We start from the raw sequence: 25,486 nt of genomic DNA, 5'->3' as shown, positions 1-25,486 counted from the left end.
ATCCTAATGGGCGTAACAGATGTTTTCTCTTTTTTTAGTCGTTTCCACTTTACGTACCAGTAAATTACTCCTTGTAATAAGATAAACTCTAAAAGAAGAAATGAGATCCAAAAAGAATATAGGGAATATAAATGTAAAGTAGGATAAACATAATTAAGTAAGTAACTTGTGAAAATAAAAGTAATGACTGAAAATAATTCACCTGTGTATAGATAGGAAAGTCTTTTTTCTAGGGTGCGTTTCATGGTTTCTCTCCTTTTATAATGACTCATATTTTAAGACATGGATGGCTGTATCCATAACTTTGCAAAATTTGCCCAACCAAATGAATCAATTGTTACATTTTTTAAAGAAGAAGGGTATGTTTTTCTTTTTAGAACGTGATAGTTAAATAAAATGATGTGTTCTGCTTGTAAAAACTCTTCAATCTCATACATGAGTTCATAACGCTTTTCTTTATTTTCTTCTAGTAAAAATGTATCTAGTAAACAGTTAATTTGTTTTTCGTAGTGCGGGTCCATGAACCGATTTACGAAGCAACTTTTATTTTTAAATACATTTAAGAATGCAATTTCATGATTGGCAGCAAATACTTCTCCCATGAAAATAATATCAGCATGTTTATCAATAGAGCGATTCATATAATCTGAAACGGGAAATGGGTGAAGCTCTACTTGTATACCTAAACTTTCACATCGTTCTTTTAAGAAATATGCGTCATTTGCACTATCTTTAAATGCGAAGAAGTAAATATGTATCGTTTCTCCATTATATGTACTCTTTTTCAAATACTCTTTTGCCTTTTCTAAAGAGTAGGATCTTCTTGTTGCAAGGCGGCTTCTATCAGGGAAAAAGCTTGATGCAGCAATTGTCCGTCTACCCTCTATGTTACGAAGTATCATTTCAACATCATATAGTTCTCTCCAAGCTTTTCGAAAGTAAATGTCGTGATGAGGACCAGGTTTTTTAAAGTTGAAGCTAGCATAAATACAACCTATTTCTTCTATTTGTATATTATGCCTTTCATTTTCCTCTTCGTTTGGTAGTTCATAATCAGCATCTATTTGCACATGGTCAGGAATACCCCAAAATTCAATACGGTCTAATAACGCGCGCTCTTTAAAATAATGGATGAACGCTTCGAGTATGATATTATCTTCAGAGTAATGAGCAAGTTTGAAAGGTCCAGTACCTATATAATGATGATTTTGAATACTCGTATCACGCGGTAAAATTGCGAGCTGCATTGAACTTACATAGTGTAAGAAAAATAAATTTGGTTTCGCTAAATGGAATCGAATTTGTAGTGGTGATGGCGTTTCAATTTGAACGATTTCTTCTGTTAACCATTCGAAAGGAGAGTAAACTTCTTTTAGTCTTTCAAATGAAAATTGTACATCTTTAGAAGTTAAAACTGTTTCGTTATGAAAATATACATCCTTTCGTAAATAAAAAGTCCACGTAAGCCCGTCTTCACTTAATTCCCACGTATGCGCAATGTGAGGCTCCATTTTTTCAGTAACATCGTTATAGACGACTAATGTATCAAAAATTTGACTCGTAAGATGGCTCTCTGTAGTTACAGCCACAAAAGCCGGATCTAATGGGAATATCTTTCTCGATATAGGAATCTTTAATACGTCGTACATATCATTTGAAGGTTCGTATCCAAAATGATGATGTAGTTTATTTTCTATCTTTTTTTGAAGTGCGAGGGGGAGGGGTTCTTTTAAAAGAAGAAAGATATCTTTTAATTTTTCTTGCGCTAACAGTTCATCTGTATAGGACTCAATCGCTTCTACGAAATTATGTATAAATAGAATTTCCGTTTTATTTCCGCGGCCTCGCCCTGGAGTCCAGCTAATTAATTGCTCCTCGCTCATTTTCTTTAATAAAATCTTTACGTTTTTCGTACTGCAATATAAAACATCCGCTAATTCTTGTAAGCTATTTCGCATATGTTGTTGATCTTGTGCATGTAGTCTTAGTCTAATGTAATAGTCCATAATTTTCATATATACACTTCCTTCTATCATAAAAGGGGAAACTCTTTAGAATATTCTAACCTTTTTCTTCCTTTTTTTCAAAGTAAAATAAGTAAGCATAAGGAGGGGAAACAATGGGATTTTGGAGTATGCATCGAAATATAAAAATTAGAATTATAACATCGTTTTTAACACGTACTGTGTCCACGATGATTTTTCCATTTATGGCGATTTATTTTTCCATAAAGTTAGGTAGTGCGATTGCTGGTGCGTTACTACTTATTAATGTCATAGCTTCATTAGTAATTGGTTTATACGGTGGATATGTTGGAGACCGGCTTGGGCGTAAAAAGGTTATGATTATCGGTCAAAGTATACAAGTCATTTCCATTGCTTGTATGGGAGTTGCGAATTCAGATTATGTTGACTCACCGTGGTTAACATTTATCTTTATGCTAGTGAATAGTTTAGGATCGGGACTTATGAATCCTGCGACAGAAGCGATGTTAATTGATGTGAGTACACCTGAAAATCGAAAAGTGATGTACAGCATTAATTACTGGGCTATTAATTTATCGATTGCGATTGGAGCGATATTTGGAGGATTACTATTTGAAAACTATAGACTACAATTGTTTATCGTATTAACGCTTGTTGCCATTATGACTTTATATGTGATGGCTGTGTATATGGAAGAAGTGTATGTAGCACGAAAAACGATGGAGAAGAAAAATGTATTAAAAGATATGGCAGATAGTTATAAAGTCGTGATGAAAGATAAAGCATTTTTAATTTTTTGTGCAGCAAGTATATGTACATTGTCTTTAGAGTTTCAAATTAATAATTATTTAGGTGTTCGCTTGCAGAAGGAATTTGAAACGGTGCACTTTTTATTCGGGAATGGTGTTACGTTTGATTTAACAGGGATTCGCATGTTGAGCTGGATTTCTGCAGAGAATACAATTTTAGTTGTGTTATGTTCAGCACTTCTTATTAAAATGCTGAAAAGCTTCAACGATTTGAAAATTTTATATGTAGGTTTATTCATTTATACAATTGGATTTACAATACTCGGAACGAGCAATAGCTTATGGATTTTATTAATTGCAGGGCTTTTCCAAACAGTAGGCGAGATGATGTATGTGCCAGTGCGTCAATCTATTATGGCAGATATGGTGCCAAATGAGGCAAGAGGTTCTTATATGGCGATTAACGGAATGGTCTTTCAAGTGGCAAAAATGAACGGGGCATTAGGTGTTATGCTAGGTTCATTTATTGCATCTTGGGGTATGAGTGCTCTGTACTTTATCGTTGGTATGAGCAGTATTTTATTATTTATGAAGGCGATAGGGAAAGAGAAGTATGAGGGGGAGGTTTCTCAGATTGGATAAAACGATATGAAAAGCGATGCTAGAAATCGCTTTTCATATGGCTTTTAAAACGGATCAACTTCAGCTAAATCAGGATTGCTATTTGGGTTTGTTAATAAGACTTTCAGCTCACCTACTTCAGAGAGCGCAACGAGGATATAACCACTAATAAGGACGACGAGTCCGATGACCCTTAATGTTTGCAGTGTAATATCACGGCTATTGTTTTCGGAGTTGTCTTGGGGCGTTGAAGGTGGATTGTTATTCATAAATAAGGCTCCCATCTTTTGAATTTATATATGTGCGAAATCATTATTTAACTTATGGATAGGAATTATATAGTCATTTTCACTATATGAGAACTGCCTATGAAAAGTGATAAGGAATTTTTGGGCGAGAAAAGAGGGGAATCCAAAAGATTATTAAAACTGAACTTTTGGATTCCCCTCTTTTTATTTATCTTGCTATTTGTGGTGGTCGGATTTCCTGTAAACGACCAGTTGGTGAGGGCTAATGAATCAGTGGGGGGATGAATAAAACCCCACTGATTCATTATTTTCATGTAAATAAAAGGAGGTTAGTTAACCAAAGTAGTTATCCTAATATACGCAACGATTCTTCAATAAACGCTGGGATGTCCTCTGGCTGTCTACTTGTTACTAGCTGATTTTGACATACGACAACCTCTTTGTCATGAAAGTTCCCGCCGGCATTTTTTAAATCGACTTCAATAGATTTATATCCAGTTACATCACGTCCTTCAAGTGTTTGTGCAGTGATGAGTAGCTGAGGTCCGTGACAAATAGCGAAAACAGGTTTTTCCGCATCCATAAATGCTTTACTAAAGCGAACAAAACGTTCATCGGCACGAAGTATATCTGGAGAAAATCCACCCGGTATGAAGAGGGCATCAAAGTTCTCTGGAGAAACATCATCAATACTTTTATCAATCACGACTTCACTTTTTCCTTGCTTACCGTGTACCGTTTTCCCTTTTTCCATTTCAATAGTTGTGAATTCATATCCCTTTTGTTTAAAAGCTTCTACTGGCTCTGTGTATTCTGTATCCTCGAAATAATCCGTTATTAAAATAGCAATTTTTTTACTCATTCTAATCCGCTCCTTATATTATATTATCGGCTCCAGAATCTTCCTTGGGCAATGCCTTCTATAAATGATTCAATTGAAGTATTTGTTAAGTTGTAAACTCCTGCTCCATCCAGTTTAATCTTACTATGGTCCAAAGCATGAGGATTACTAAGGACATGAGCTATCGGTTTAAAATGTTTAAAAGTAGTTTCTGCAAATTCTAAAACAGGGGGTTGAATGACAGACTCACTACTAAACACTAATACTGCATCAAAAAGGGAGGAGTCTGTTGTTGTATAAGTATCAGTTACTTTAATGGAATCATTGAACTGATAAATTTTATTATCTATGATACTATAGTTAATTCGGTGTTGTACAAAAGCTTGAATCCATTCGGACAGAAGTGAGACGCTTGGGTCACCATTTAATAGAATTGCAACATTTTTGGAATCAGATTTAAAAATAGTATTGGACATACTTAGTGCAGGTGATTTTGCATCTGAATTTACTTCGTGATTTTCCTTAGGTAAAGGAGCTCCAATAATGTTAGCGACTTCTTGTGCTAATTGACGATCGACGTGGTTTAAGAGAGCAATTACATTTGCCTTCACCATGTCTGATTTACACTTCCCAACTTCAAAGCAAAAAGCTTCTTTTATGTGCTGCTTTTCAATAGGGCTCATACTATTGTAGAAAAGTTTAGCCTGAGAATAAAAGTTAAGAAAGCTTTTACTGCGACCTCTAATTTTATGCCCATCAATCTTTTCTTGATAATGTTCATATCCTCCTTGTTCGGCTTGGACGGTTGCAGGTTGATTGTTATTTAATCCATTAGGATGATAGCTTGTTTGACCGCGATGAATCTGCATTTGATGCATACCATCACGTTGATTATTATGAAAAGGACATACAGGCTGATTAATAGGAATTTGATGGAAATTAGGGCCCCCTAAACGAGATAATTGTGTATCTGTATAGGAGAATAATCTTCCTTGCAGAAGAGGGTCATTTGAAAAATCAATACCTGGTACGACATGACCAGGGTGAAAAGCTACCTGCTCTGTTTCAGCAAAGAAGTTATCAACATTTTTGTTCAGTGTCATTTTACCAACTAATTTTACGGGAACTTCTTCTTCTGGCCATAATTTCGTTGGATCTAAAATATCAAAATCAAATTTATGTTCATCTTCTTCTGGAATTAGCTGTAATCCAAGCTCCCATTCAGGATAATCCCCTTTTTCAATTGCTTCGTATAAATCTTGACGATGAAAATCAGGATTTTTCCCGGCAATCTTTTGAGCTTCATCCCATACTAATGAATGAACCCCGAGGGTAGGTTTCCAGTGAAACTTTACGAAATGGGCTTTTCCTTCTGCGTTAATGAGTCGAAATGTGTGAACTCCAAAACCTTCCATCATTCGTAAACTACGCGGAATAGCTCGGTCGCTCATTTGCCACATGACCATATGAGTGGACTCAGGATTATGCGCAACAAAGTCCCAAAAGGTATCATGAGCGCTAGCTCCTTGAGGAATATCATTATGTGGTTCTGGTTTAACTGCATGGACAAAATCAGGAAATTTAATAGCATCTTGGATAAAGAATACCGGCATATTATTACCCACTAAATCATAGTTTCCTTCATCTGTATAAAATTTTGTGGCGAATCCGCGTACATCTCTTACTGTGTCGTTGGATCCTTTAGAACCTTGAACGGTTGAGAACCGTACAAATACAGGTGTTTTCTTTGAAGGATTAGTAAGAAAATCTGCTTTCGTATATGTTTCTAAAGATTCATAAAGCTGAAAATAACCATGAGCGCCAACCCCGCGTGCATGAACAATCCTTTCGGGAATTCGTTCGTGATCAAAATGGGTCATTTTCTCACGAAAGTGAAAATCCTCCATTAAGGTTGGGCCTCTTAAGCCCATCTTTAAAGAAAATTTATCTTCAGCTATTTTTACCCCTTGATTTGTTGTTAAAGCATGTTTGCATTGATTGTCAGTAACGTGATGCTTCAATTGTTCCGTTTTTTTATTCACAATATAGGCCCCTCCTTTACTCTGTTAATTAATAGATACCCTTTTTATTAGGTCGTAAACATGTATTATCGTTTTTGTATGTAAAAATCATAAATATCGGTTGTTTCAGTGATTCTTGTTTGAGGAAGCAAAATAAAAAAGCCAAGGATAATTTATTTTCTCCTTGGCGTTTAAGATATTTCTTTTCGTTAAAACGAAGAAACGCGTTGCTTCGTTTTTGGTACAATAATAAATTTGATCCAGAGTAACCCGACAATCATAATGATAAGGCTATGTAAAAATTGACCTGTAGCAATGAGTATAACACTCGAAAATACAATGAGTTGAATACTTAGCAATATAAAGATTAAGCTAAGAAATTGCTTCATCCTTTCTTCAGTATGGGTTGGATATAATGCTACAATAATATTTCCCGAAAAATATTTCCATAGTGAACGAAGCTGCATAGAGATCATATATAGAACGATGTAAGTGATAGCACCTTTTACGTATATATTTGGTATGAAATATAAGGCGAAAGCACCGATCAATCCTAAGCGAATATATATACCGAAATAATCATTTCCACGTAAAAATGCTAGTGTATGTAAGTAGAAGAAAGTTGCTCGTTTTTTATGTAATAAAGGTTCAATCCAATTTGTAAGCCATTTTCTTTTATTTACTTGTTTATTCAGTTGCGGAACATCGGTGAAAATGCTAGCAAATTGATAAAAACGAACGTTCATTTTTTCTTCTTGCTCGATTATGTAATCCCACGGTATTCGTTTTGTAGGCTGTTTTTTCGTATATAGAAGTAGGAAAGCAAGTAGTAAGAGTAGTCCGCCCAATATGAGAACATTTGCGGAATAAAACAGCATGTAAATGATTAGGGCGTTACAAGTAATACGAATGATCAGCCATATATTTTTTTCGTGACTATCACGCCACATCCAATGTATGTACATGTTCCAGGCTTTCATAATCATTAACACGATAAAGATTGTACATAAGAAAGGTACCGTTAATTGCAATGATTGCATAGCAAGTGGAACGAGAATAAGGAACGTAAATAACAATGGGAAAAGCTGAATGATGTAATTGTATAGAAGAGATTTTTTGAAATAAGATGTTAATTTCTCTTCTAGTGCTAGTAAATAGACAGCATCAGGTTTTTGAATAAATGTACGGATAGGGCATCTCGTTATAAGGAATGTAAGTACAATCGTTATAATTATTAAAGATATTCCTTTAGAAGGAGATGCTTTTAGAAACTGAGCATAATAATATGCGCCAACGCATGAAATAAAGATAAAGCTATATAGTAAACCGTTAATCATACGTGCAAAGTATGTAATGATATTTTGAATATGTTGTTGGAAGCGACTGCTCCATAGCGATTCGATTGACATGTTTTTCACCTCTTTGTTCTATTATATATGTTTTACAAAAGAAAAAACGAGCAAATTGCGTTATGCAACTTGCTCGTTTTTCTTTTCGTTATTTTTTTTCTGATCACGATTCATTAATGGATAGAAAGCAAATCCAATTACGAATAAACCAATTCCGAGAAGGAACGTTTTTATATCGGATGCGCCAGTTTTAATAACCCATAGTGCGTAGCAAAGTGCGATAACTGCGACTATGCCATCTGTAATTCTTGCCCGCATTTCATTTTTATATGTTTCACCAGTTGCGACTAGTTTTAACTGGAAGATTGGTGAAACGAGATATGGAATGAGGTAGGCCAGTGTTGATACGGTAATAACGAATGTATAAGCTTCCGCAATGGTTCCTGATAATGTTGAGAATAGGAATACTTGCGACATAATGTTTGTTAATCGTAATGAGTAAATTGGACTTCCTTTTTTATTTGTTTTCGTGAAGAAGGAAGGGAAGAAACCTTCTTTTGCTGCTTGATAAGGTACTTCTGAGCTTAATAAAATCCAGCCTAAGATAGAACCGAACAGGGAAGTAAGAGCAAGTAATGCCATCAGTTTCCCGCCGCCGTGACCCATTGCAGCATTTAGTGCATCTGCTAATGGACGTTCAGAAGCTTGTAATTTATCAACGTGAAGTACACCCATTGTTAAAATTGTAATTCCTAAGTAAATCGCAACTGTAATAAGTAATCCCGCAACTGTTGCACGTTTTACCGTTTTTGGAGAAACAGCACGGTTTGATAAAAGAACGGCTGATTCAATTCCGATAAACGCCCAAAGCGTTGTAAGAGCAGCTAAATTTACTTGTGAAAGAAGACCATGTGATGCACCTGATTTATCAATCATCGGTGTGTACCATTGTCCAAACTTAGAAGCTTCGAATGCAAATAACGTAACGACGATGAATAAAAGGAATCCAGTTACTTTCGTTGTTGTTGCTAAGAAGTTTAGTTTTCCAGCTCCGCTTACACCGTTTGTTAATATAATATGAGTTCCCCAAAGTAAGATGGAACAAATCGTAAATGTAATTAGTTTTCCGACTTCTACGTTAAACGAGCCGATTGAAAATAGTAGTCGCGTATCTTTCATAATTGGGAAGAAGAGTGATAAATATCCCGCAAATGATGTAATGATGGCAACGTTACTTGCCCAGTTTGCAACCCAATATCCCCATACCATACTGAAGCCAGCCATTTTTTTCTTTTTTGGTGTTGAGAATAAAGCATATGCATGACTTTGTGGCCCTGTCGTTAAATCAGGACGACGAATTGCTAAATTACCGAAAACAAGAGCTAGCATTAAAACACCAAACCCTGTAGTTAACCAAGCTAAAGTGACACCGAGTGGGCTTGCTGTTTGTGCCAACGTACTTGGTACCATGAAAATACCAGCGCCAACCATGTTACCGACAACGAAAGCTGTTAGTACCCAAAAGCCCCATTTTTTTTGTTGCATAGAAAAATACCTCCAAAGTTAGTATAACCAAGTCAAGCGAGGAGATATGTATGTCTTCCTGAGTCAGGAAGAGAAGTCCCAAACAAAACAAAAAAAGCACGTAATCTGCCGCTACATGCTTTCTATCTTATAAGAAACCCACGACATACCTCTCGATAGCTCTCCACAAACGAAACGTTTGTGACAGTTCTGCACTTATTAAATGCAGACCCAGCAAGCGTGCATGGTGGACACGACTTACTTCGGCAACCATTCCTTTCTCATTCCTTCATCAATGCCACTACATCTCCTGAAATGATACTCTTAATGATTGCAACCTCTACCTCACCGAGATACGAATGAGGATTTAAATATTAAATTAACGTCTTTAAGAGTAACAAATGAATTTTTATACGTCAATGGATATAGTAATAATCAGATTATAGAGAAGAGTTTGTGATTAAAAGTGAGTTAGGAGAGGCTGTAACGATTATTAGTTCTGCAGAAGAAACAGCGATAGAGTTAAGTACCATTTTACAGCACAAAGGAATTTTGTCTGACAATCTGAATCCGAAGCATCGCTTTTTTACAACGGGATCTGTTTTATCATTTGAACATATTGCTGAGCGATGGCTAGGGTATCAAATTTCTGTAGAATGTGTACATTTGCCTATGAAAAATGCGTGTATACATAATTAAGATTTAGTAAATTACTTTTTTAAATAAATGAGGTTCGTTTCATAAGAAGGAAAGAATAAGCTTTGAATTGAAGTGTTTAAGGGCAGTTCAATTAAAGGGGAGATTGGATTATGGAATTATTAAGATCTCAATTATTTGCTTTAGAGTATATTTCAAAATATGCAGAGAACGAAAAACGTGGGGCTAAAGCAACGATTAATCATATACTTAAAATGTCTAATATTACAGATGAAATATTTGAAGAAGCTGTCGCTAATTTAAAATCTCATGCAAGGATTGCTTTACACTTTCATCCAGACAGACTAGATTCGAATATGAAAAGTGTTGCTGAAGCACTGTTTGAGCAAGGAGTATATAAAAGTCAGTTTGAAACATTGCTATCTAATGGAAGCGTATCTGCTTACCCTGGTGGTGAACGTGACCTTTGGGAAAAGAGAATATTTGGAGGAGCATATCAATTAGAAGGCGTAACAAATGATCAACGGCCAAAATATGGAGCGCTAAATTTAATGTTACATCCAGATGGGCCGGCTCCGCGTTTTGGTTCATGTTATTTTCTCTTATCTCCAAAAGTTTCTTCGCGCTCTACATATACGTATTTAGATTCGCATCAAGATCCGAAAGAAAAGGGGACTTATGAGGAGTTTGATATGATTTTAGCTGCTCTTTTGGAAGAGACATTTGTAAGAGATTTTGCAATTGGTGAAGGAAATTTGACTCCAACAATATTAATTAATCATTTACTGGCTAACCTGAAAAGGCCGTTTATAGATTTAGTAAGCAAAGAGCCAGCCCGTAATCTTAATCATTATATCGAAGCGCAAATTCATGGAGAGATTTCTCTTAAAGAAGACGTAGAGGTGCTTGTTGCAGATCCTTCATTTAAGGGTACGGATGTAGGAAGAGTTTTAGAAGAAATTTGCCTGAAGTATGCGATTGATTTGTATTGGCACATCGGTTTTGTACTTATGGTAGACGAAGTTCCGATGGATTTTAGAGGTTCAAAAATGCCATCTTTAGCAAGACGCATTGCACGGAATCATTGCATCGATGCAAATATAATTGGCTCTGCTGTAGTGGATTTGAAACGCAATCCATTATCTTGGAGTGATCGTGGAACTTATGAAGAAGTGCTTCAGGAATTAAAATTATTATGGCATGTTTTAGTTCGATTTGGAAAACCAAATCGGAAGTAGAACGAAATACTCCGTTTTTCGGAAGTATTTATATAGAAAAGAAGCTGATCTAAAAATAGATCAGCTTCTTTTTATAAGATTAAACTAAGTTTAATACAGTTACTTTTTCACGTGTCATAGACTCAAGGCTCTTACGAATACCTTGTGCGCCCATACCTGAACCTTTTACACCGATGAATGGGAAGTGGTCAGGGCCGCGCTCTGTGCGTCCGTTAATTTGTACAGAACCAGTTTCGATTTTGTTAGCAATTGCAAATGCTTTGTTAATGTCTTTAGTGAAGACACTTGCTTGCAGACCGAACTCTGATTTGTTAGCAATTTCAATTGCTTGTTCATCTGAAGAAACACGGATGATTGGAAGGATTGGGCCGAATGGCTCTTCCCAAGCAACTTTCATCTCTTCTGTTACGTGATCGATTAATGTTGGGTAAATTAAGTTACGCTCACGTTTGTTACCGATAACGATTGTAGCACCTTTTTCTACAGCGTCGTCAACTAAACCTTGAACGAAGTCAGCAGACTTGTCGTCAATTAATGGAACGATTGTGCTGTCTTGTTCTGGAGATCCAACTGATAGTTCAGCTACTTGCGCTTTTAATAAGCTAACAAGCTCGTCCGCTACGTTTTCGTGTACAAGTACACGTTTAATAGCTGTACAACGTTGACCAGAGTAAGAGAATGCACCGCTTACGATATGGTTTGCAGCATCTTGTAAGTCAGCATCTTCACGAACGATACCAGGATCTTTACCACCAAGTTCTAATACAAGTGGAATCATTGAAGCTTTTTTCGCTAAATGTTTACCTGTGTTTGTACCACCTGTGAACGATACCATATTGATGCCTTCGTGCTCTACTAAGTAGTCACCAATTACAGAACCGCGTCCTGTAGCTACGTTTACAAGACCTTTTGGAAGGCCAGCTTTGTGAAGTGCTTCAACCATTTTAATACCACTAATTGCACCTTGAGTTGCTGGTTTGAAAATAACAGCGTTACCCATAATTAATGCTGGTGCAAGTTTTGCAGCAGATAAGTTTACTGGGTAGTTAAATGGTGCGATTGCTAATACAACACCAAGTGGTGCGCGTTGGATAATCGCAAGTTTAGATTTTGTACCGCCCGGGAAGCTATCGCCCATCATGCTTTCTCCGTGCATATGTAAAGCTTCTTCGATCGTGTAACGAATGAAGTCAGCTGTACGAACAACTTCTTTCTTCGCATCTTTATATCCTTTACCGACTTCTTTCATAATGATATCGGCAATTTCATCCTGCATATTTACGAGCTCATCAGCCCATTTATATAAGTATTTTGCGCGATCTTGTAGGGAAGCTTCAGCCCATGATTTTTGAGCTTCTTTTGCAGATGCAATTGCTTCATCCACTTCTCCGCGAGTAATTGCTTGTACTTGTCCAATTACTTCGTGTAAGTATGGAGATGGAATTTCGATTGTTTCTCCTGAAGAGCTTTCTCTCCATTCTCCGTTTAAATAAAATTTGTACGTATTGCTAGTTGTCATGATTAGTCCTCCTAAAATAGCAACTTGTAAGAGTGAGTATAAGGTGATTGTAGGGGGTTTGATAACATTTTTCAAATGAAATGTTTGTGAAAACGATTTCTTATTCTTTTTTTATTTTGTATGCCCTTTCTTACAGAACATTCCCTTATTTCAAAATGGTGTATCATATATTTTTATTTGAAGTGTGAAAAAATAATTGACAGAATACTCAATAAAGTTGTAAGATTATAAATGGAAAATAAATGAAGGGGGTGTGCGTAATGATTGTAATCGTAAATGTAATGGGCTTAGCTCTGTTAAATGGCAGAAAACATTCATATCATTACGCAACCCGTACGGATATATAGGGCATCTTTGTCTTATAAAAAGCGTACGTTGCGTATATCGTAACGTACGCTTTTTATGCATTCCTGTGCATATCGTCAAGCGGCGGTATGCTTTTTTTTGTTTATTTTCCCTTGTTTAGTTCCGATAAAAAACTTTGGAAGGTGGAAAAATGTGATGAGATTGTATGGGTTACGAAATGTAAATGTGATGGGTCTGGATAGTGGATAAAGAAATGAGAGGTAAACGAGAACGAGAAGGGAGAGGTTACATTGTTATCAGTATTACTAAAGTTAAAATGGTTTTTTAGGGAGCACTGGAAGAGATATAGTATTGCCATTGGAGCTCTTTTAATTGTGAATATAGTTGAAGTTATTCCCCCGAAAGTGTTAGGGGTTACGATAGATAATATAAAAACAGGAACGTTATCGAACGAAGCAATTATGCAATCTATTCTTATTTTAATAGGGGTTACAATCGTTGGGTATGGTCTTACTTTCGTATGGCAACATCAATTGTTTGGAGGTGCATTTGTACTTGAGAAAACGATGCGCTCTAAATTTATGGGGCATTTACTTAAGATGACGCCGACTTTTTATCAAAAAAATCGTACTGGCGACTTAATGGCGAGGGCAACGAATGATTTAAAAGCAATCGCTATGACAGCTGGTTTTGGTATATTAACGCTTGTGGATTCTAGTTTATACATGCTTACGATCGTTTTTATGATGGGATTTACAATTAGTTGGGAGCTTACATTTGCAGCGCTTATTCCGCTTCCAATTATGGCGTATGCGATGAATATATATGGAAAGAAATTGCATGAAAGATTTACCGTTGCGCAAGATGCGTTTGGTGATATGAACGATAAAGTGCTTGAATCAATCGCTGGTGTGCGTGTTATTCGTGCATACGTACAAGAGAATGCAGATGAGGAAAGATTTCATCACTTAGGAGATGACGTCTACGAAAAAAATATGAAAGTAGCGAGAATTGACGCATTATTCCAACCAACTGTGAAAATGCTTGTTGGCCTTAGTTATTTAATCGGTTTAGTGTACGGGGCATATCTTGTATTTCAATCAAAGGTAACACTTGGTGAACTTGTTTCATTTAACGTGTATTTAGGGATGATGATTTGGCCGATGTTTGCAATTGGTGAATTAATTAATGTTATGCAAAGAGGAAATGCTTCGCTTGACCGTGTGAATGAAACGTTAGCGTATGAACCAGATGTAAAGGATCCGAAACATCCAAAGCTTGTGCAAGAGCCGGATTATATTCAGTTTGATGACGTTACCTTTTCATATCCTTCATCAACTGAAACAAATTTAAAAAAGGTTTCGTTTACCTTAAAACAAGGGGAGACGCTTGGGGTTGTCGGAAAAACAGGAAGCGGGAAAACGACGCTTGTACGTCAGCTTCTTCGTCAATATCCACTTGGAGATGGAGATATTGCAGTTTCTGATGTGACATTAGATAAAATGACGAATGAAAATGTACTCGGCTGGATTGGTTATGTACCGCAGGAGCATATTTTGTTCTCAAAAACAGCGCGAGAAAATATTTTATTCGGAAATAGGGAAGCGACTGAAGAAGAACTAGAGAAAGCAATTGAAATTGCTGCGTTTAAAAAGGATTTAGAGTTTTTACCAGAAGGGTTAGAAACGCTCGTTGGAGAGAAAGGTGTTTCTTTATCAGGAGGGCAAAAACAAAGGATCTCGATTGCAAGAGCTGTTATTCAAAATCCAGAAATTTTAATTTTGGACGATTCTTTATCAGCTGTAGATGCTCGTACGGAAGCAGCGATCATTGAAAATATAAGAACGGAAAGAAGCGGAAAGACGACGATTATTACGACGCATCGTTTATCAGCAGTGCAACATGCGGATTGGATTCTCGTTATGGATGAAGGCGCAGTTATAGAAGAAGGTACGCATGCTCAGCTTATCCAAAAGGGAGGCTGGTATGCCGAACAGTTTGAAAGACAACAAGGTGAAAGTGAAAGTGCGGATAGTGGGGTGAAAATATGAGCGTTTCAAAACGATTGTTTCAATACGCGATGAAAGTGAAAGGGACGATTTTTGCTGCGATGTTAATGTTATTTATTTTCGTCATCGCAGAGCTTGCTGGTCCTTTCGTCGCTAAAACGATGATTGACGATCATATCGTCGGGATAGAGAAACCTTGGTATGAAACAGAACAGAGTGAAGATGCTGTTTCGTATAATGGGGCTTTTTATAAGCGAAGTGATCGCTTTGAACAAGGCGAGAAAAAAGGAAAAGAAGTACGCGTGATGCAAGTCGGTTTTCAATATTATTTTGTACCGAATAAAGTAAATGTAGAAGGATCACGTACTGTAAAAGGGGATATGATTACCGTTCAAAATGGTAAGGCGGTGCAAGTTTATAAAGCGAAAGCATTAACGAAAGAAGAAGTATTTGCATTTTATAAGCCAGAAATAAACCGTCTATTATTACTTGGTGGTGGCTATTTTGCTTTATTAGTAGTCGTATCATTATTTGCATACGGAAAGCAGTTCTTCTTGCAAAAGGCAGCGAACAAAATTATTCAAATTATGAGGGAAGATGTTTTTTCTCATATTCAAACGTTGCCAATTCGGTACTTTGATCATTTACCGGCGGGGAAAATTGTTTCGCGTGTGACGAATGATACAGAGGCCATTCGTGATTTATATGTAACGGTGTTGGCAACATTCGTTTCTAGTATCATCTATATTATTGGGATATTTGCTGCGCTATTTTTATTAGATGTGAAGCTCGCTTCATTATGTTTATTAATTATCCCAATTTTAATTGTTTGGGCGATTCTTTATAGAAAATACGCGTCTGTATACAATCATAAAATGCGCTCTCGTTTATCTGATATTAACGGAACAGTAAATGAATCCATTCAAGGGATGCCAATTATTCAAGCGTTCCGTCAAGAGCGTGAAACGAAAAAAGAGTTTGAAGAATTAAATGGCGATTATTTTAAGTATCAAAATAAAATTTTGAATTTAAATGCAGCAACTTCTCATAATTTAGTATCCGTATTAAGAAATATCGCTTTCACAGGTGTGATTTGGTATTTCGGTGGCGCTTCATTAAGTGCTACAGGCGTCATTTCTCTAGGGATACTGTATGCGTTCGTTGATTATTTAACACGATTGTTCTCACCGATTACAAATATGGTGAATCAGCTTGCTAACTTAGAACAATCGCGTGTTGCATCAGAGCGTGTTTTTGAATTGTTAGAGGAAAAAGGAGAAGCAGTAGAAGAAGAGCGTATGCCTCGCTTACAAGGAAATGTGAAGTTTGATAATGTATCGTTTTCTTATAATGGGAAAGATGAAGTGTTAAAAAATATTTCTTTTGAAGCGAAACAAGGGGAGACCGTGGCACTTGTCGGTCATACTGGATCAGGAAAAAGTTCTATTATGAACGTACTCTTTCAGTTTTACGAGTTTGAAAAAGGAAAGCTTACGATTGATGGTCATGATGTAAAAGAGATGCCGAAACAAGCAACTCGTGAACATATGGGAATTGTACTGCAAGATCCGTTTTTATTTAGCGGAACAGTAGCATCTAATGTAAGTTTAGAAAATGAAAAAATTTCAAAAGAGCGCATCGTAAAAGCATTGCGTGATGTTGGTGCTGAAAGATTTGCGAACAATATAAATGAAGAAATTACGGAGAAAGGAAGTACTCTTTCAACCGGAGAACGTCAGCTTATATCGTTTGCTAGGGCGCTCGCTTTTGACCCAGCCATTTTAATTTTAGATGAAGCGACATCTAGTATCGATACAGAAACAGAGGCGATGATTCAACAAGCGCTAGAAGTTGTGAAAAAAGGAAGAACGACATTTATTATCGCTCACCGACTTTCAACAATTAAAAGCGCAGATCAAATTATTGTGCTTGATAGAGGAACCATTTTAGAAAAAGGGTCTCATGATGAGCTAATGAAAAAGCGCGGGCGTTATTATGATATGTACAAAACGCAAATGGAAGGGAACCAGAGCGCTTAATAGGTATGGGAGAGAACTTGTGATTTTCACAAGTTCTTTTTTTAGTGAATCAGGGCAGTTAAATAAGAAGTATTATTTTACCTTTCGTACAATAAATGCTATATTAAAAAATGTTACTTATTTTTTGTATGTAGCATTATTTTTCCCTTTTGTTTGATTATGAAGAAAAAGGATAAACTAAATAAGAACATTTTCATTGAAAAATTGTTCAAGATTGCATACAATCAATATAGTTTTTAAATTCCTATCAGAATACTTGGAGGATTACTATCATGAAGAAATTATTTTCAGTGCTTGCAGTAACTACATTAGCGATCGGGATTGTAGCCGGCTGCGGTAAAGAAGAGAAAAAAGATACAGCTAGTCAAGACGCGTTACAAAAGATAAAACAAAGCGGTGAACTTGTAATTGGAACAGAAGGTACATACGCACCGTTCACATTCCATGATTCAAGCAATAAATTAACTGGATTTGACGTTGAACTATCAGAAGAAGTTGCAAAACGTTTAGGTGTAAAACCTGTATTTAAAGAAACACAATGGGATAGCTTACTTGCTGGTTTAGATGCAAAACGTTTCGATATGGTTGCAAACGAAGTTGGTATTCGTGAAGACCGTCAAAAGAAATATGATTTCTCTAAACCGTACGTTTCATCTTCAGCGGCATTAGTTATTGCAAAAGATAAAGATAAGCCTGCTACATTTGCTGATGTAAAAGGTTTAAAAGGAGCACAATCTTTAACGAGTAACTATGCAGATATTGCTAAGAAAAACGGTGCGGAAATTATTGGTGTAGAAGGATTTAGCCAAGCGGCAGAATTATTAGCTTCAGGACGCGTTGATTTTACAATTAATGATAAGTTATCAGTATTAAATTATTTAGAAACGAAAAAAGATGCAAAAATTAAAATTGTAGATACTGAAAAAGAAGCTTCAGAAAGTGGATTCTTATTCCGTAAAGGTAGCACTAAGCTTGTACAAGAAGTAGATAAAGCGTTAGAAGATATGAAAAAAGACGGTACGTATGACAAAATAACGAAAAAATGGTTCGGTGAAAATGTATCTAAGTAGTGCATTAGTTTCAGATCGATTGTCTACTTGGATAGATATTATGCAGACTTCCTTCATGCCTATGCTGAAGGAAGCTGTTTTTACAACAATTCCATTAACGCTTATTACATTTATTATCGGGATTATACTGGCAACGTTAACAGCGCTCGCACGTATTTCTGGTAGTCGTATTTTACAATGGATTGCTCGTATCTATGTATCTATCATTCGCGGAACGCCACTTCTTGTACAATTATTTATTATTTTCTATGGACTTCCAACTCTTAATATGGAAGTTGAGCCATATACAGCAGCAGTTGTTGGATTTTCATTAAATGTCGGTGCATATGCATCTGAAATTATTCGTGCTTCTATCCTTTCCATTCCGAAAGGGCAGTGGGAAGCAGCTTATACAATTGGGATGACATATCCACAAGCATTAAAACGTGTTATTTTACCACAAGCAACGCGCGTATCAATCCCGCCGCTTTCGAATACATTTATTAGCTTAGTGAAGGATACTTCGTTAGCATCGTTAATTTTAGTAACAGAAATGTTCCGAAAAGCGCAGGAAATTGCGGCGATGAACTACGAGTTTTTAATTGTTTATTTTGAAGCAGGTCTTATTTATTGGGTTATTTGTTTCTTATTATCAATCGTACAACAGATGTTAGAAAAGCGTTCAGAACGCTACACATTAAAATAATCCTTTTACAAAAGGAGTTTTTGTTTTTATGATTTCAATTCAGCACTTACAAAAAAGTTTCGGAGATAATACCGTACTAAAGCATATAGATTTATCAGTTGAGAAGGGGGAAGTTGTTGTTATTATCGGTCCATCTGGATCTGGTAAAACGACATTCTTACGTTGTCTCAACGTGTTAGAAACGCCGAACGCTGGTAGTATTCGAATCGGTAATAAAGAACTCGACTTCTCTCAAAAAGTAACGAAGAAAGATATTGTCAATCTTCGTACGCAAACAGGTATGGTATTCCAGCACCATAATTTATTCCCGCATTTAACAGCACTTCAAAATGTAATGGAAGGGCTCGTTACAGTGAAAAAGATGGGGAAAGAAGAAGCAAAGAAAAAAGCACACTATTTCCTTGAAAAAGTTGGTTTAGCAGATAAAGTGGATTTATATCCGTTCCAATTATCAGGCGGACAACAACAGCGCGTTGGAATTGCGCGTGCGCTTGCGATGGAGCCGGAAGTGTTACTATTTGATGAGCCGACATCAGCGCTTGATCCTGAACTCGTTCAAGAAGTTCTGAAAGTAATGAAAGAACTTGCTAAAGAAGGCATGACGATGGTTATTGTAACGCACGAAATGCGTTTTGCACATCAAATTGCGAACCGTGTTATTTTCATGGATGGTGGTGTCGTTGTCGAACAAGGTACACCAGAAGAAGTATTTACAAATCCAAAAGAAGAACGTACGAAGAAGTTTTTACAAATGTTGCAATAAATTAAGGAAGGTCTCAAGGCATATGCCTTGAGACCTTTTTGCCATATATATTTATTTGTGGAATCCGCCAAGGCTTTGCTCAGCCATTGCAACTAGACGTTTTGTGATTTCTCCACCAACTGAACCGTTAGCGCGAGCCGTAGAATCTGCTCCTAATTGTACACCAAATTCTTGAGCGATTTCGTACTTCATTTGATCGATTGCAGCTGTTGCACCTGGTACTACTAATTGATTTGAAGAATTTTGGTTTGCCATAGGAATATATCCTCCTTAGAGTTATAAAAGTTTTTTTGGTTGGACTAGCTGGAGTTGAACCAGATTATCGCCCCGATTGGCGCTAATCCATCGGTAATTAAGTTTGTACTCATAGTATGGATGTTACCTAGAAAGATATACAAAATAATAATTTGTAAATTTTGTCAAAAAAACTTATTGATTTCGTAAATTATGAAATAAGAGTAATCGTTGTATTTTTAAGAAAACAGGCCAAACTAAGGAGGATATTAAATATAATTTTCTCATTGTAGCCTGCTACTTGTAGGCTAATTATTAGCTTCTTATTTATGATTTATTGAAATAAAAATGAAATCGGTAGCAACTTTATAGTTCTATTTTTAAGTAGGGATGGAGTGGGCACTCCTATGTCTGGATAGGTTGCTCTCTTCACTCTAAAAAAGAGAGGCTTTAAACGATAAAGTATGGAGGAATCATGATGGGGATTTGCCCGCTTTGCAACGCATTAGAATCACAAACATATTCTTGTCAAAATTGCCAAAGTATACTCCAAGATTATGGGAAGTCTGTAGATTACATAGACGATTATAGTGCCTATATGGATCAAGAATTATTAAGTGCAGTAGATGGTTTAACGCATAATAATTCAAATGAATATTGCAATCATATTTTTTATTGCGGAGTATGTAATGTGGAAACTGAGGTTGTAGTAAAACTTGTGTAAATAGAAAACTTCCACCTTATTATCTAGGTGGAAGTTTTTGTTTTTGCATTTGTGAGTGAATCATAGGAGAAGGGATACATTCGGTGTTTGATGAAGTCCCGGATTTTATTTGGGACATTTTTTCCTTTGCATCACGTAAAGAATGTTCAGTTAAGTAGATGGCATATTCGTAAAATAACTGGCGTGTCAGTTCACTTTGTTCTTTTAATTTGGCATCTTGGAATACAGTTCGCCCAGGTTTAGAGTTGGCTTCAAATAACCACGGATTTTCCTTTGTGTCTAAACCGATATCGAAACCAATCTCACCGATGTTTCCAGTTACTTGCTCGTCGAGTGCATAACTTATTTGCAGAGCTGTTTGTTTTAATTTATTTTCAATTTGAACTTGCTTCGTTGAATCTGGAAAAAGCTCTTGTAGCAATTTTGTATTACCGCCGCTATTTACATGCGTTGTTAAACTGCCTTTGCCGGCGATTTTGGCGACGATTGCACTAACTATCCAATTACCGAAATGATTTTTATTTGTATGAATGCGGAAATCAACAGGTTGACCATCAAAGCGAAGTAACGAAATACCTTGCTGTACGATAAACTTTTTTAAATCATGCCCTTTTAGTACATGGTTTAGAAGAGTTTCTAATGATTGATACTTTCTCAGTTTGTTTTCTTCATTTTCGCGATAACGACAGTAGTAGCAATTCTCTGTTTGAGAATAAAATATTTGATGAATATTTCTACCGAAGCTCCCGTGTATTGGTTTCATGTACACAGATTTATACGTGCCAAGAAACCGTTCTACTTGTTCAAAATGCTGAAATGCTTCTGTGTTTGGTAATAAGGGTCTAATTGATTCGTCTTTCATAAGAAGTTGATGAACTTCCCATTTGTTGAAAAAACCTGGGTTAAACCATGGAATGGAGTAGTCTTGTTCTAACTTTCTTTTTGCTCTGACGATTGGTTTATAATTTTCCGCTTGTCGATTCGGTAATCGATCGTAAATGACATTTGGTAAAGGGACCTTTTTCTTTATCCATTGTTTCTCTTGAAAGAAATATCCTTCAATCGTTTCTTCTTCCCAGTTTATATGTTGAACGCCAAAGACGAATACGAACGGTCGTAATGAGAATGGTGGTGTTAACAACTCACTGAGAGCAATTGAACGATTTCCTAAAGGATTAGAAGAATCATCGTTAAAGCCAGTTGTGAAAATGCCGATTAATGGTCCGAAAATAATTGTTTGGTTTTGTGTGAATGCATGAATAGTAGTTGATTGAGGTAGTAAAAGTTTATCGGCAATATGTTTTCCAATAATAATTTCGCGAGTAAAGGAATAATGAATTTTTACTTCTTCACTTGCTATATGACGTATGCCGAAGGAGAGGGATGTAATAGGTGGCGTAATAGAAAAAACGTAAGGTAAAGTAATACTATTTGGATGTTCATCTGAAATGTTTAATGTATATATATGTTCTTTCAAAATAGGTTTACCTCCTTTCATTATGGTGTAAAGCGACTGAATTTAAGTGGTCCGTGAAATATCTTTTCAGCTAATGAATCACTATGACGAATGTATTGTTCGTAAGGAGGGATCGTGTTGACATACATAAGCCAGATTGCACCTTTTTGATCCATAATTGTGGAAAGTTCTAGTTCAAATAACGAAGAATAAGACTGATCTAGTGTTTGGAATACTTCATTTATAATGTCGTGTAAAGCGTCGTGCAATAGTTGCACACCTGTACTAGATAGTACGTATTTAATTTTTGAAAATGAATGAAATGAATCATCGTCCGTTGTTGAGGGTAAAAGCTGATTAGGAAATGAGCTTTTTTGTATAAATTGACCGATAACATTCCAAGTTTGTTCTTTGTTTTTTTGCAAAATGGTTCGAATGTGCAGTGGATATGTTAATTGATTTGGTGGTTGTAGCATAGTGTGCGCTATGTAACGTGATGAACGTATGTTAGATTTACACCAAGATATAAATTCGTCTGTGCGTTTGATTGGAATAGAAGTATGGTATTTTTCATTTACTGTATCAATCTGAAACGTTTTATTTTTGTAAGCGACTCGATATAAGTTATCTTTAGAATGTATATTAGTGGGGCGTATAATAATATCTTTAGTTTTTAACAACAGTTTGAAAATGTTTTGTATCGTCGCAATTTCAAATTTTGGTATATAAGGAGACAGTTTTTTATTAGTGAGAAATAAATCATGTAGTTCACTTGAATTAATAAGTGTGTTATTTAAAAAGGTAGTGGAAGGACGATTGTGCAAAGAGTGAATAATTGATTTTACTTTTTCAAAGTCTGTTTCCTCTTGAAAAGAATAACGATCATATATATAAGAAGGAATAGGGAATGTTTGCTTTTTCCATTTTCCTGTATCTGTATCGTAAATAAGACCAGAAACAAGGTCTGTTTTAGGATCAATACAAAATGGCGTAAACTGGGCAACGACATTATGATAAAGCCGAGCGCGTTTAGCGATTTCGGTGTAATACGTTTGCTCATAATGAAGTTTAGAAGTTAAAAGGCCGAGAACCAACGAAATCACTCCTTTACTACTATTTGCATAATAGGCGAAGCTATATATTGCAAATACGTTTTTATACCATTATACTTTTGTCCGTATGATGATATGCTATAGTTTTGGAGAAGTGAAAGGTTGATTGTAATGAATATATGGTTAAATATGTTAACGACGACAGGACTCGGAGCAATTATTGGAGGATATACGAATCATTTAGCGATAAAAATGTTATTTCGTCCTCATCGTCCTATTTATATCGGAAAGTTTCAAGTTCCATTTACACCAGGGTTAATTCCGAAGCGGCGTGATGAACTTGCTGTTCAATTAGGAAAAATGGTTGTAGAACATTTGTTAACACCAGAAGGAATCGGAAAAAAGCTAACAAATGAAGAGTTTCAAAAAGGTTTAATTCACTGGGCGCAAGTGGAAGTGGATAAAGTAATTACGAATGAACAATCACTGCGATATATGTTAGAAAAATGGAATGTAGCACATGTAGAAGAAGAAGCAACTCGAAAAATCGAACATGTGATTACAGAAAAAATTCATGCATTTTTAGCAGAGTATTATACATATACATGGGAACAGGCTTTACCTCATTCTGTACATGAAAAGATAGAGAATGCGATTCCGAATGCCTCGGCGTTTATTTTAGAGCGAGGAATTAGCTTTTTTGAAAGTGAAGAAGGGAAAGCGCGTCTTTCAAAAATGATTGATGATTTCTTTGCTTCTCGTGGAACGCTACTTAACTTAGTTGGGATGTTGTTAGGAAATGTAAGTGTTGTGGATCGTGTGCAGCCAGAAGTTATTAAGTTTTTAGGGCAAGATGCTACAAAGCAGCTTTTAACTGACGTACTGCAAAAAGAGTGGGAAAAGTTAAAAGGAAGAGATGTAAAAGAATTAGAAGCATTTGTAGAGAAAGAAATGATTGTAAGCTCCGTGCTGTCAGCAGTTAAAGTAGAGGAAACAGTGAGTAAGTTTTTAAATCAATCTGTTCAGCAAGTATGTGAACCAGTTCGAGAAACAATTATTGAAAAAGTGGTTCCAAGTGCAGTAACGAAAGGCTTAAAGTGGGGAACAGAAAATGTAGAGAGTATACTAAATAATCTACATCTTGCGGAAATTGTCCAGCAAGAAGTGTCTACATTCTCAACAGAAAGATTAGAAGACTTAGTTCTGTCTATTACGAAAAACGAATTGAAAATGATTACGTATTTAGGAGCGTTATTAGGCGGAATGATCGGGCTCGTACAAGGATTGTTACTATTGTTTCTTAGATAATAAGGTGAGTACATAGAAATAAAAGTGAAATTTCTTCACATCTCTTGCATAGTTTGATATGGTAAGAAGAGGTGCGTATGTAAATGCACGTAAAAGGCAGTGCGAGTGAAAAGCGCTAGCCTTCTAAAGGAGGAAAAATAAAATGACAAAGAACATTCATGATGTTGCATATGAATTACAAAAAGCAATCGCTGAAAACGAAGACTTCAAAACTTTAAAAGAGAGCTACGCAGCAGTTCAAGCTGACACAGCTTCAAAGAACTTATTCGATGAGTTCCGTACAATGCAACTTAGCCTACAACAAAAAATGATGCAAGGCCAAGAAATCACTGAAGAAGACAACCAACAAGCACAAGAAGTTGTAGCTCGCATTCAACAAGATGCTAAAATTACAAAATTAATGGAAACTGAGCAACGCCTAAACGTTGTAATCGGTGACGTTAACAAAATTATCATGAAGCCACTTGAAGAATTATATAGCGCGCAACAACAAGCGTAATAGTGGAAGACGCTCCTAGTTTAGGAGCGTCTTTTTTGTTTAGGGAATTTAATAGTTATATCACAAAAACTCCCTTTCAAAATAGCCATTTCTTATTGATTATTTTGAAAGGGATATGTAACACATCGGTTAAATTTTTTTATTGCTGTTAATTGAAGTTTTAATATTTTTTTCGTTCAAAAACTTTTCAATCTCTTTTTGTTTCCTCCCATTTATTTTCTCAAGGCGTTTCGTAAAAGAAAAATTCGCCTTGAATAAGTTACCATCTTGGGCGAGTTTGTCTAACTCTTGATCTAGTTCTACTGAAAGTGCTGTAGACGATGAAATAAATTCATATATTTCTTTTGAAGGCTTTTTGTAATCATCAGGGATTGTATTGTTACTAATAAAATTATGGAAGTTTGCATCATTTTGCTTCGCTAACTCTATTAGTTTTTGTAATTTTTCTCGGTCAGATTCAGTGAAATTCTTATCAGAATTTGTTGAAGCGAGAGGAATTATATTTTCAGCTAACTCCCAACTATAATCTATATAATTTTTTATATTTTGTTTCATTTCGTCTTCACTAATAGTTTCATTTTTCTTTGAG

Annotated in this window: 22 protein-coding genes, 2 pseudogenes and 1 riboswitch; of the genes and pseudogenes, 12 read left to right on the top strand and 12 right to left on the bottom strand. The window is 36.0% G+C overall.

Annotated elements, in window-relative coordinates; genetic code table 11:
• Positions 1-245, bottom strand: a pseudogene (locus tag ABWK52_RS17175) (general stress protein); the annotation flags it as partial.
• Positions 246-275: 30 nt separating this feature from the next.
• Positions 276-2,036 carry an SgrR family transcriptional regulator gene (locus tag ABWK52_RS17170; RefSeq protein WP_141537378.1) on the bottom strand — a complete coding sequence of 587 codons (1,761 nt, stop codon included), beginning with the start codon at positions 2,034-2,036 and terminating at the stop codon, positions 276-278.
• A gap of 83 nt (positions 2,037-2,119) precedes the next feature.
• Between ABWK52_RS17170 and ABWK52_RS17165 the strand changes: the two genes are divergently transcribed.
• Entirely contained in the window at positions 2,120-3,376 is a 1,257-nt protein-coding gene (locus tag ABWK52_RS17165) for an MDR family MFS transporter (protein ID WP_098290919.1), read from the top strand.
• A gap of 44 nt (positions 3,377-3,420) precedes the next feature.
• On the opposite strand, the gene ABWK52_RS17160 is transcribed toward ABWK52_RS17165, so the two are convergent.
• Entirely contained in the window at positions 3,421-3,624 is a 204-nt protein-coding gene (locus tag ABWK52_RS17160) for a hypothetical protein (protein WP_001063872.1), read from the bottom strand.
• Positions 3,625-3,723: 99 nt separating this feature from the next.
• Here ABWK52_RS17160 and ABWK52_RS17155 point away from each other — a divergent pair, with 99 nt between their 5' ends.
• Positions 3,724-3,888 carry a hypothetical protein gene (locus ABWK52_RS17155; RefSeq protein WP_163115714.1) on the top strand — a complete coding sequence of 55 codons (165 nt, stop codon included), beginning with the start codon at positions 3,724-3,726 and terminating at the stop codon, positions 3,886-3,888.
• 61 nt (positions 3,889-3,949) lie between these two features.
• Here the strand turns inward: ABWK52_RS17155 and ABWK52_RS17150 are convergent, their stop codons facing one another.
• The 4 genes from ABWK52_RS17150 to ABWK52_RS17135 form a co-directional block, all read right to left on the bottom strand.
• A complete protein-coding gene (locus ABWK52_RS17150) occupies positions 3,950-4,465 on the bottom strand; it encodes a type 1 glutamine amidotransferase domain-containing protein (protein ID WP_000037532.1) in 516 nt (171 codons plus the stop codon).
• Positions 4,466-4,488: 23 nt separating this feature from the next.
• On the bottom strand, positions 4,489-6,486 hold the full coding sequence (locus tag ABWK52_RS17145; protein WP_353772024.1) for a catalase: 1,998 nt from the start codon (positions 6,484-6,486) through the stop codon (positions 4,489-4,491).
• A 188-nt stretch (positions 6,487-6,674) separates the two neighbouring features.
• Positions 6,675-7,874, bottom strand: coding sequence for an ABC transporter permease (locus ABWK52_RS17140; RefSeq protein WP_098290921.1), 1,200 nt, complete (start codon positions 7,872-7,874; stop codon positions 6,675-6,677).
• 60 nt (positions 7,875-7,934) lie between these two features.
• Entirely contained in the window at positions 7,935-9,359 is a 1,425-nt protein-coding gene (locus ABWK52_RS17135; protein WP_086385370.1) for an amino acid permease, read from the bottom strand.
• A gap of 148 nt (positions 9,360-9,507) precedes the next feature.
• A riboswitch (Lysine riboswitch) is annotated at positions 9,508-9,689 on the bottom strand.
• Between the two features lie 99 nt (positions 9,690-9,788).
• Here ABWK52_RS17135 and ABWK52_RS17130 point away from each other — a divergent pair.
• Together ABWK52_RS17130 and ABWK52_RS17125 are read left to right on the top strand one after the other, a co-directional pair.
• Positions 9,789-10,037: pseudogene (locus ABWK52_RS17130) on the top strand (glutamate racemase); the annotation flags it as partial.
• Between the two features lie 110 nt (positions 10,038-10,147).
• The gene (locus ABWK52_RS17125) at positions 10,148-11,233 is read left to right on the top strand and encodes a DUF3626 domain-containing protein (protein ID WP_097842363.1); all 1,086 of its coding nucleotides are present in this window, start codon (positions 10,148-10,150) and stop codon (positions 11,231-11,233) included.
• 79 nt (positions 11,234-11,312) lie between these two features.
• Here the strand turns inward: ABWK52_RS17125 and gapN are convergent, their stop codons facing one another.
• Positions 11,313-12,752 carry an NADP-dependent glyceraldehyde-3-phosphate dehydrogenase gene (gapN, locus tag ABWK52_RS17120; protein WP_000213634.1) on the bottom strand — a complete coding sequence of 480 codons (1,440 nt, stop codon included), beginning with the start codon at positions 12,750-12,752 and terminating at the stop codon, positions 11,313-11,315.
• Between the two features lie 596 nt (positions 12,753-13,348).
• Here gapN and ABWK52_RS17115 point away from each other — a divergent pair.
• From ABWK52_RS17115 to ABWK52_RS17095, 5 genes are all read left to right on the top strand, one after another.
• A complete protein-coding gene (locus tag ABWK52_RS17115; RefSeq protein WP_000953785.1) occupies positions 13,349-15,109 on the top strand; it encodes an ABC transporter ATP-binding protein in 1,761 nt (586 codons plus the stop codon).
• Positions 15,106-17,106 (top strand): ABC transporter ATP-binding protein, encoded by a 2,001-nt coding sequence (locus ABWK52_RS17110; RefSeq protein ID WP_000116648.1) that lies wholly within the window; start codon positions 15,106-15,108, stop codon positions 17,104-17,106. The genes ABWK52_RS17115 and ABWK52_RS17110 overlap by 4 nt, the downstream gene beginning before the upstream one ends.
• 272 nt (positions 17,107-17,378) lie before the next feature.
• Positions 17,379-18,176: an amino acid ABC transporter substrate-binding protein gene (locus ABWK52_RS17105; protein ID WP_000732836.1), complete on the top strand. Its 798-nt coding sequence runs from the start codon at positions 17,379-17,381 to the stop codon at positions 18,174-18,176.
• Positions 18,163-18,861, top strand: coding sequence for an amino acid ABC transporter permease (locus tag ABWK52_RS17100; protein WP_098541761.1), 699 nt, complete (start codon positions 18,163-18,165; stop codon positions 18,859-18,861). Before ABWK52_RS17105 ends, ABWK52_RS17100 begins: the two co-directional genes overlap by 14 nt.
• Positions 18,862-18,889: 28 nt before the next feature.
• Complete coding sequence (locus ABWK52_RS17095; protein ID WP_098290927.1) at positions 18,890-19,624, top strand: amino acid ABC transporter ATP-binding protein; 735 nt, start codon at positions 18,890-18,892, stop codon at positions 19,622-19,624.
• Between the two features lie 51 nt (positions 19,625-19,675).
• On the opposite strand, the gene sasP is transcribed toward ABWK52_RS17095, so the two are convergent.
• A complete protein-coding gene (sasP, locus tag ABWK52_RS17090) occupies positions 19,676-19,879 on the bottom strand; it encodes a small acid-soluble spore protein, SasP family (protein ID WP_000013338.1) in 204 nt (67 codons plus the stop codon).
• 457 nt (positions 19,880-20,336) lie between these two features.
• Here sasP and ABWK52_RS17085 point away from each other — a divergent pair, with 457 nt between their 5' ends.
• Entirely contained in the window at positions 20,337-20,582 is a 246-nt protein-coding gene (locus ABWK52_RS17085; protein WP_000510474.1) for a hypothetical protein, read from the top strand.
• Positions 20,583-20,601: 19 nt separating this feature from the next.
• On the opposite strand, the gene ABWK52_RS17080 is transcribed toward ABWK52_RS17085, so the two are convergent.
• Together ABWK52_RS17080 and ABWK52_RS17075 are read right to left on the bottom strand one after the other, a co-directional pair.
• The gene (locus ABWK52_RS17080; RefSeq protein WP_098290929.1) at positions 20,602-22,059 is read right to left on the bottom strand and encodes a YheC/YheD family endospore coat-associated protein; all 1,458 of its coding nucleotides are present in this window, start codon (positions 22,057-22,059) and stop codon (positions 20,602-20,604) included.
• Between the two features lie 20 nt (positions 22,060-22,079).
• Entirely contained in the window at positions 22,080-23,132 is a 1,053-nt protein-coding gene (locus ABWK52_RS17075) for a YheC/YheD family endospore coat-associated protein (protein WP_098290931.1), read from the bottom strand.
• Positions 23,133-23,261: 129 nt separating this feature from the next.
• On the opposite strand from ABWK52_RS17075, the gene ABWK52_RS17070 reads away from it, so the two are divergent.
• Together ABWK52_RS17070 and ABWK52_RS17065 are read left to right on the top strand one after the other, a co-directional pair.
• The gene (locus ABWK52_RS17070) at positions 23,262-24,398 is read left to right on the top strand and encodes a DUF445 domain-containing protein (protein WP_141403588.1); all 1,137 of its coding nucleotides are present in this window, start codon (positions 23,262-23,264) and stop codon (positions 24,396-24,398) included.
• 142 nt (positions 24,399-24,540) lie between these two features.
• Positions 24,541-24,897, top strand: a complete 357-nt coding sequence (locus tag ABWK52_RS17065; RefSeq protein WP_000164614.1) for a YlbF/YmcA family competence regulator — start codon at positions 24,541-24,543, stop codon at positions 24,895-24,897.
• Positions 24,898-25,026: 129 nt separating this feature from the next.
• On the opposite strand, the gene ABWK52_RS17060 is transcribed toward ABWK52_RS17065, so the two are convergent.
• A partial coding sequence (locus ABWK52_RS17060; RefSeq protein WP_353772021.1) for an NDxxF motif lipoprotein occupies positions 25,027-25,486 on the bottom strand: 460 nt, incomplete at its 5' end.

The organism is Bacillus sp. AP50, assembly GCF_040492675.1.
Classification (GTDB): domain Bacteria; phylum Bacillota; class Bacilli; order Bacillales; family Bacillaceae_G; genus Bacillus_A; species Bacillus_A cereus.
This window is presented reverse-complemented; position numbering and strand designations above follow the sequence as displayed.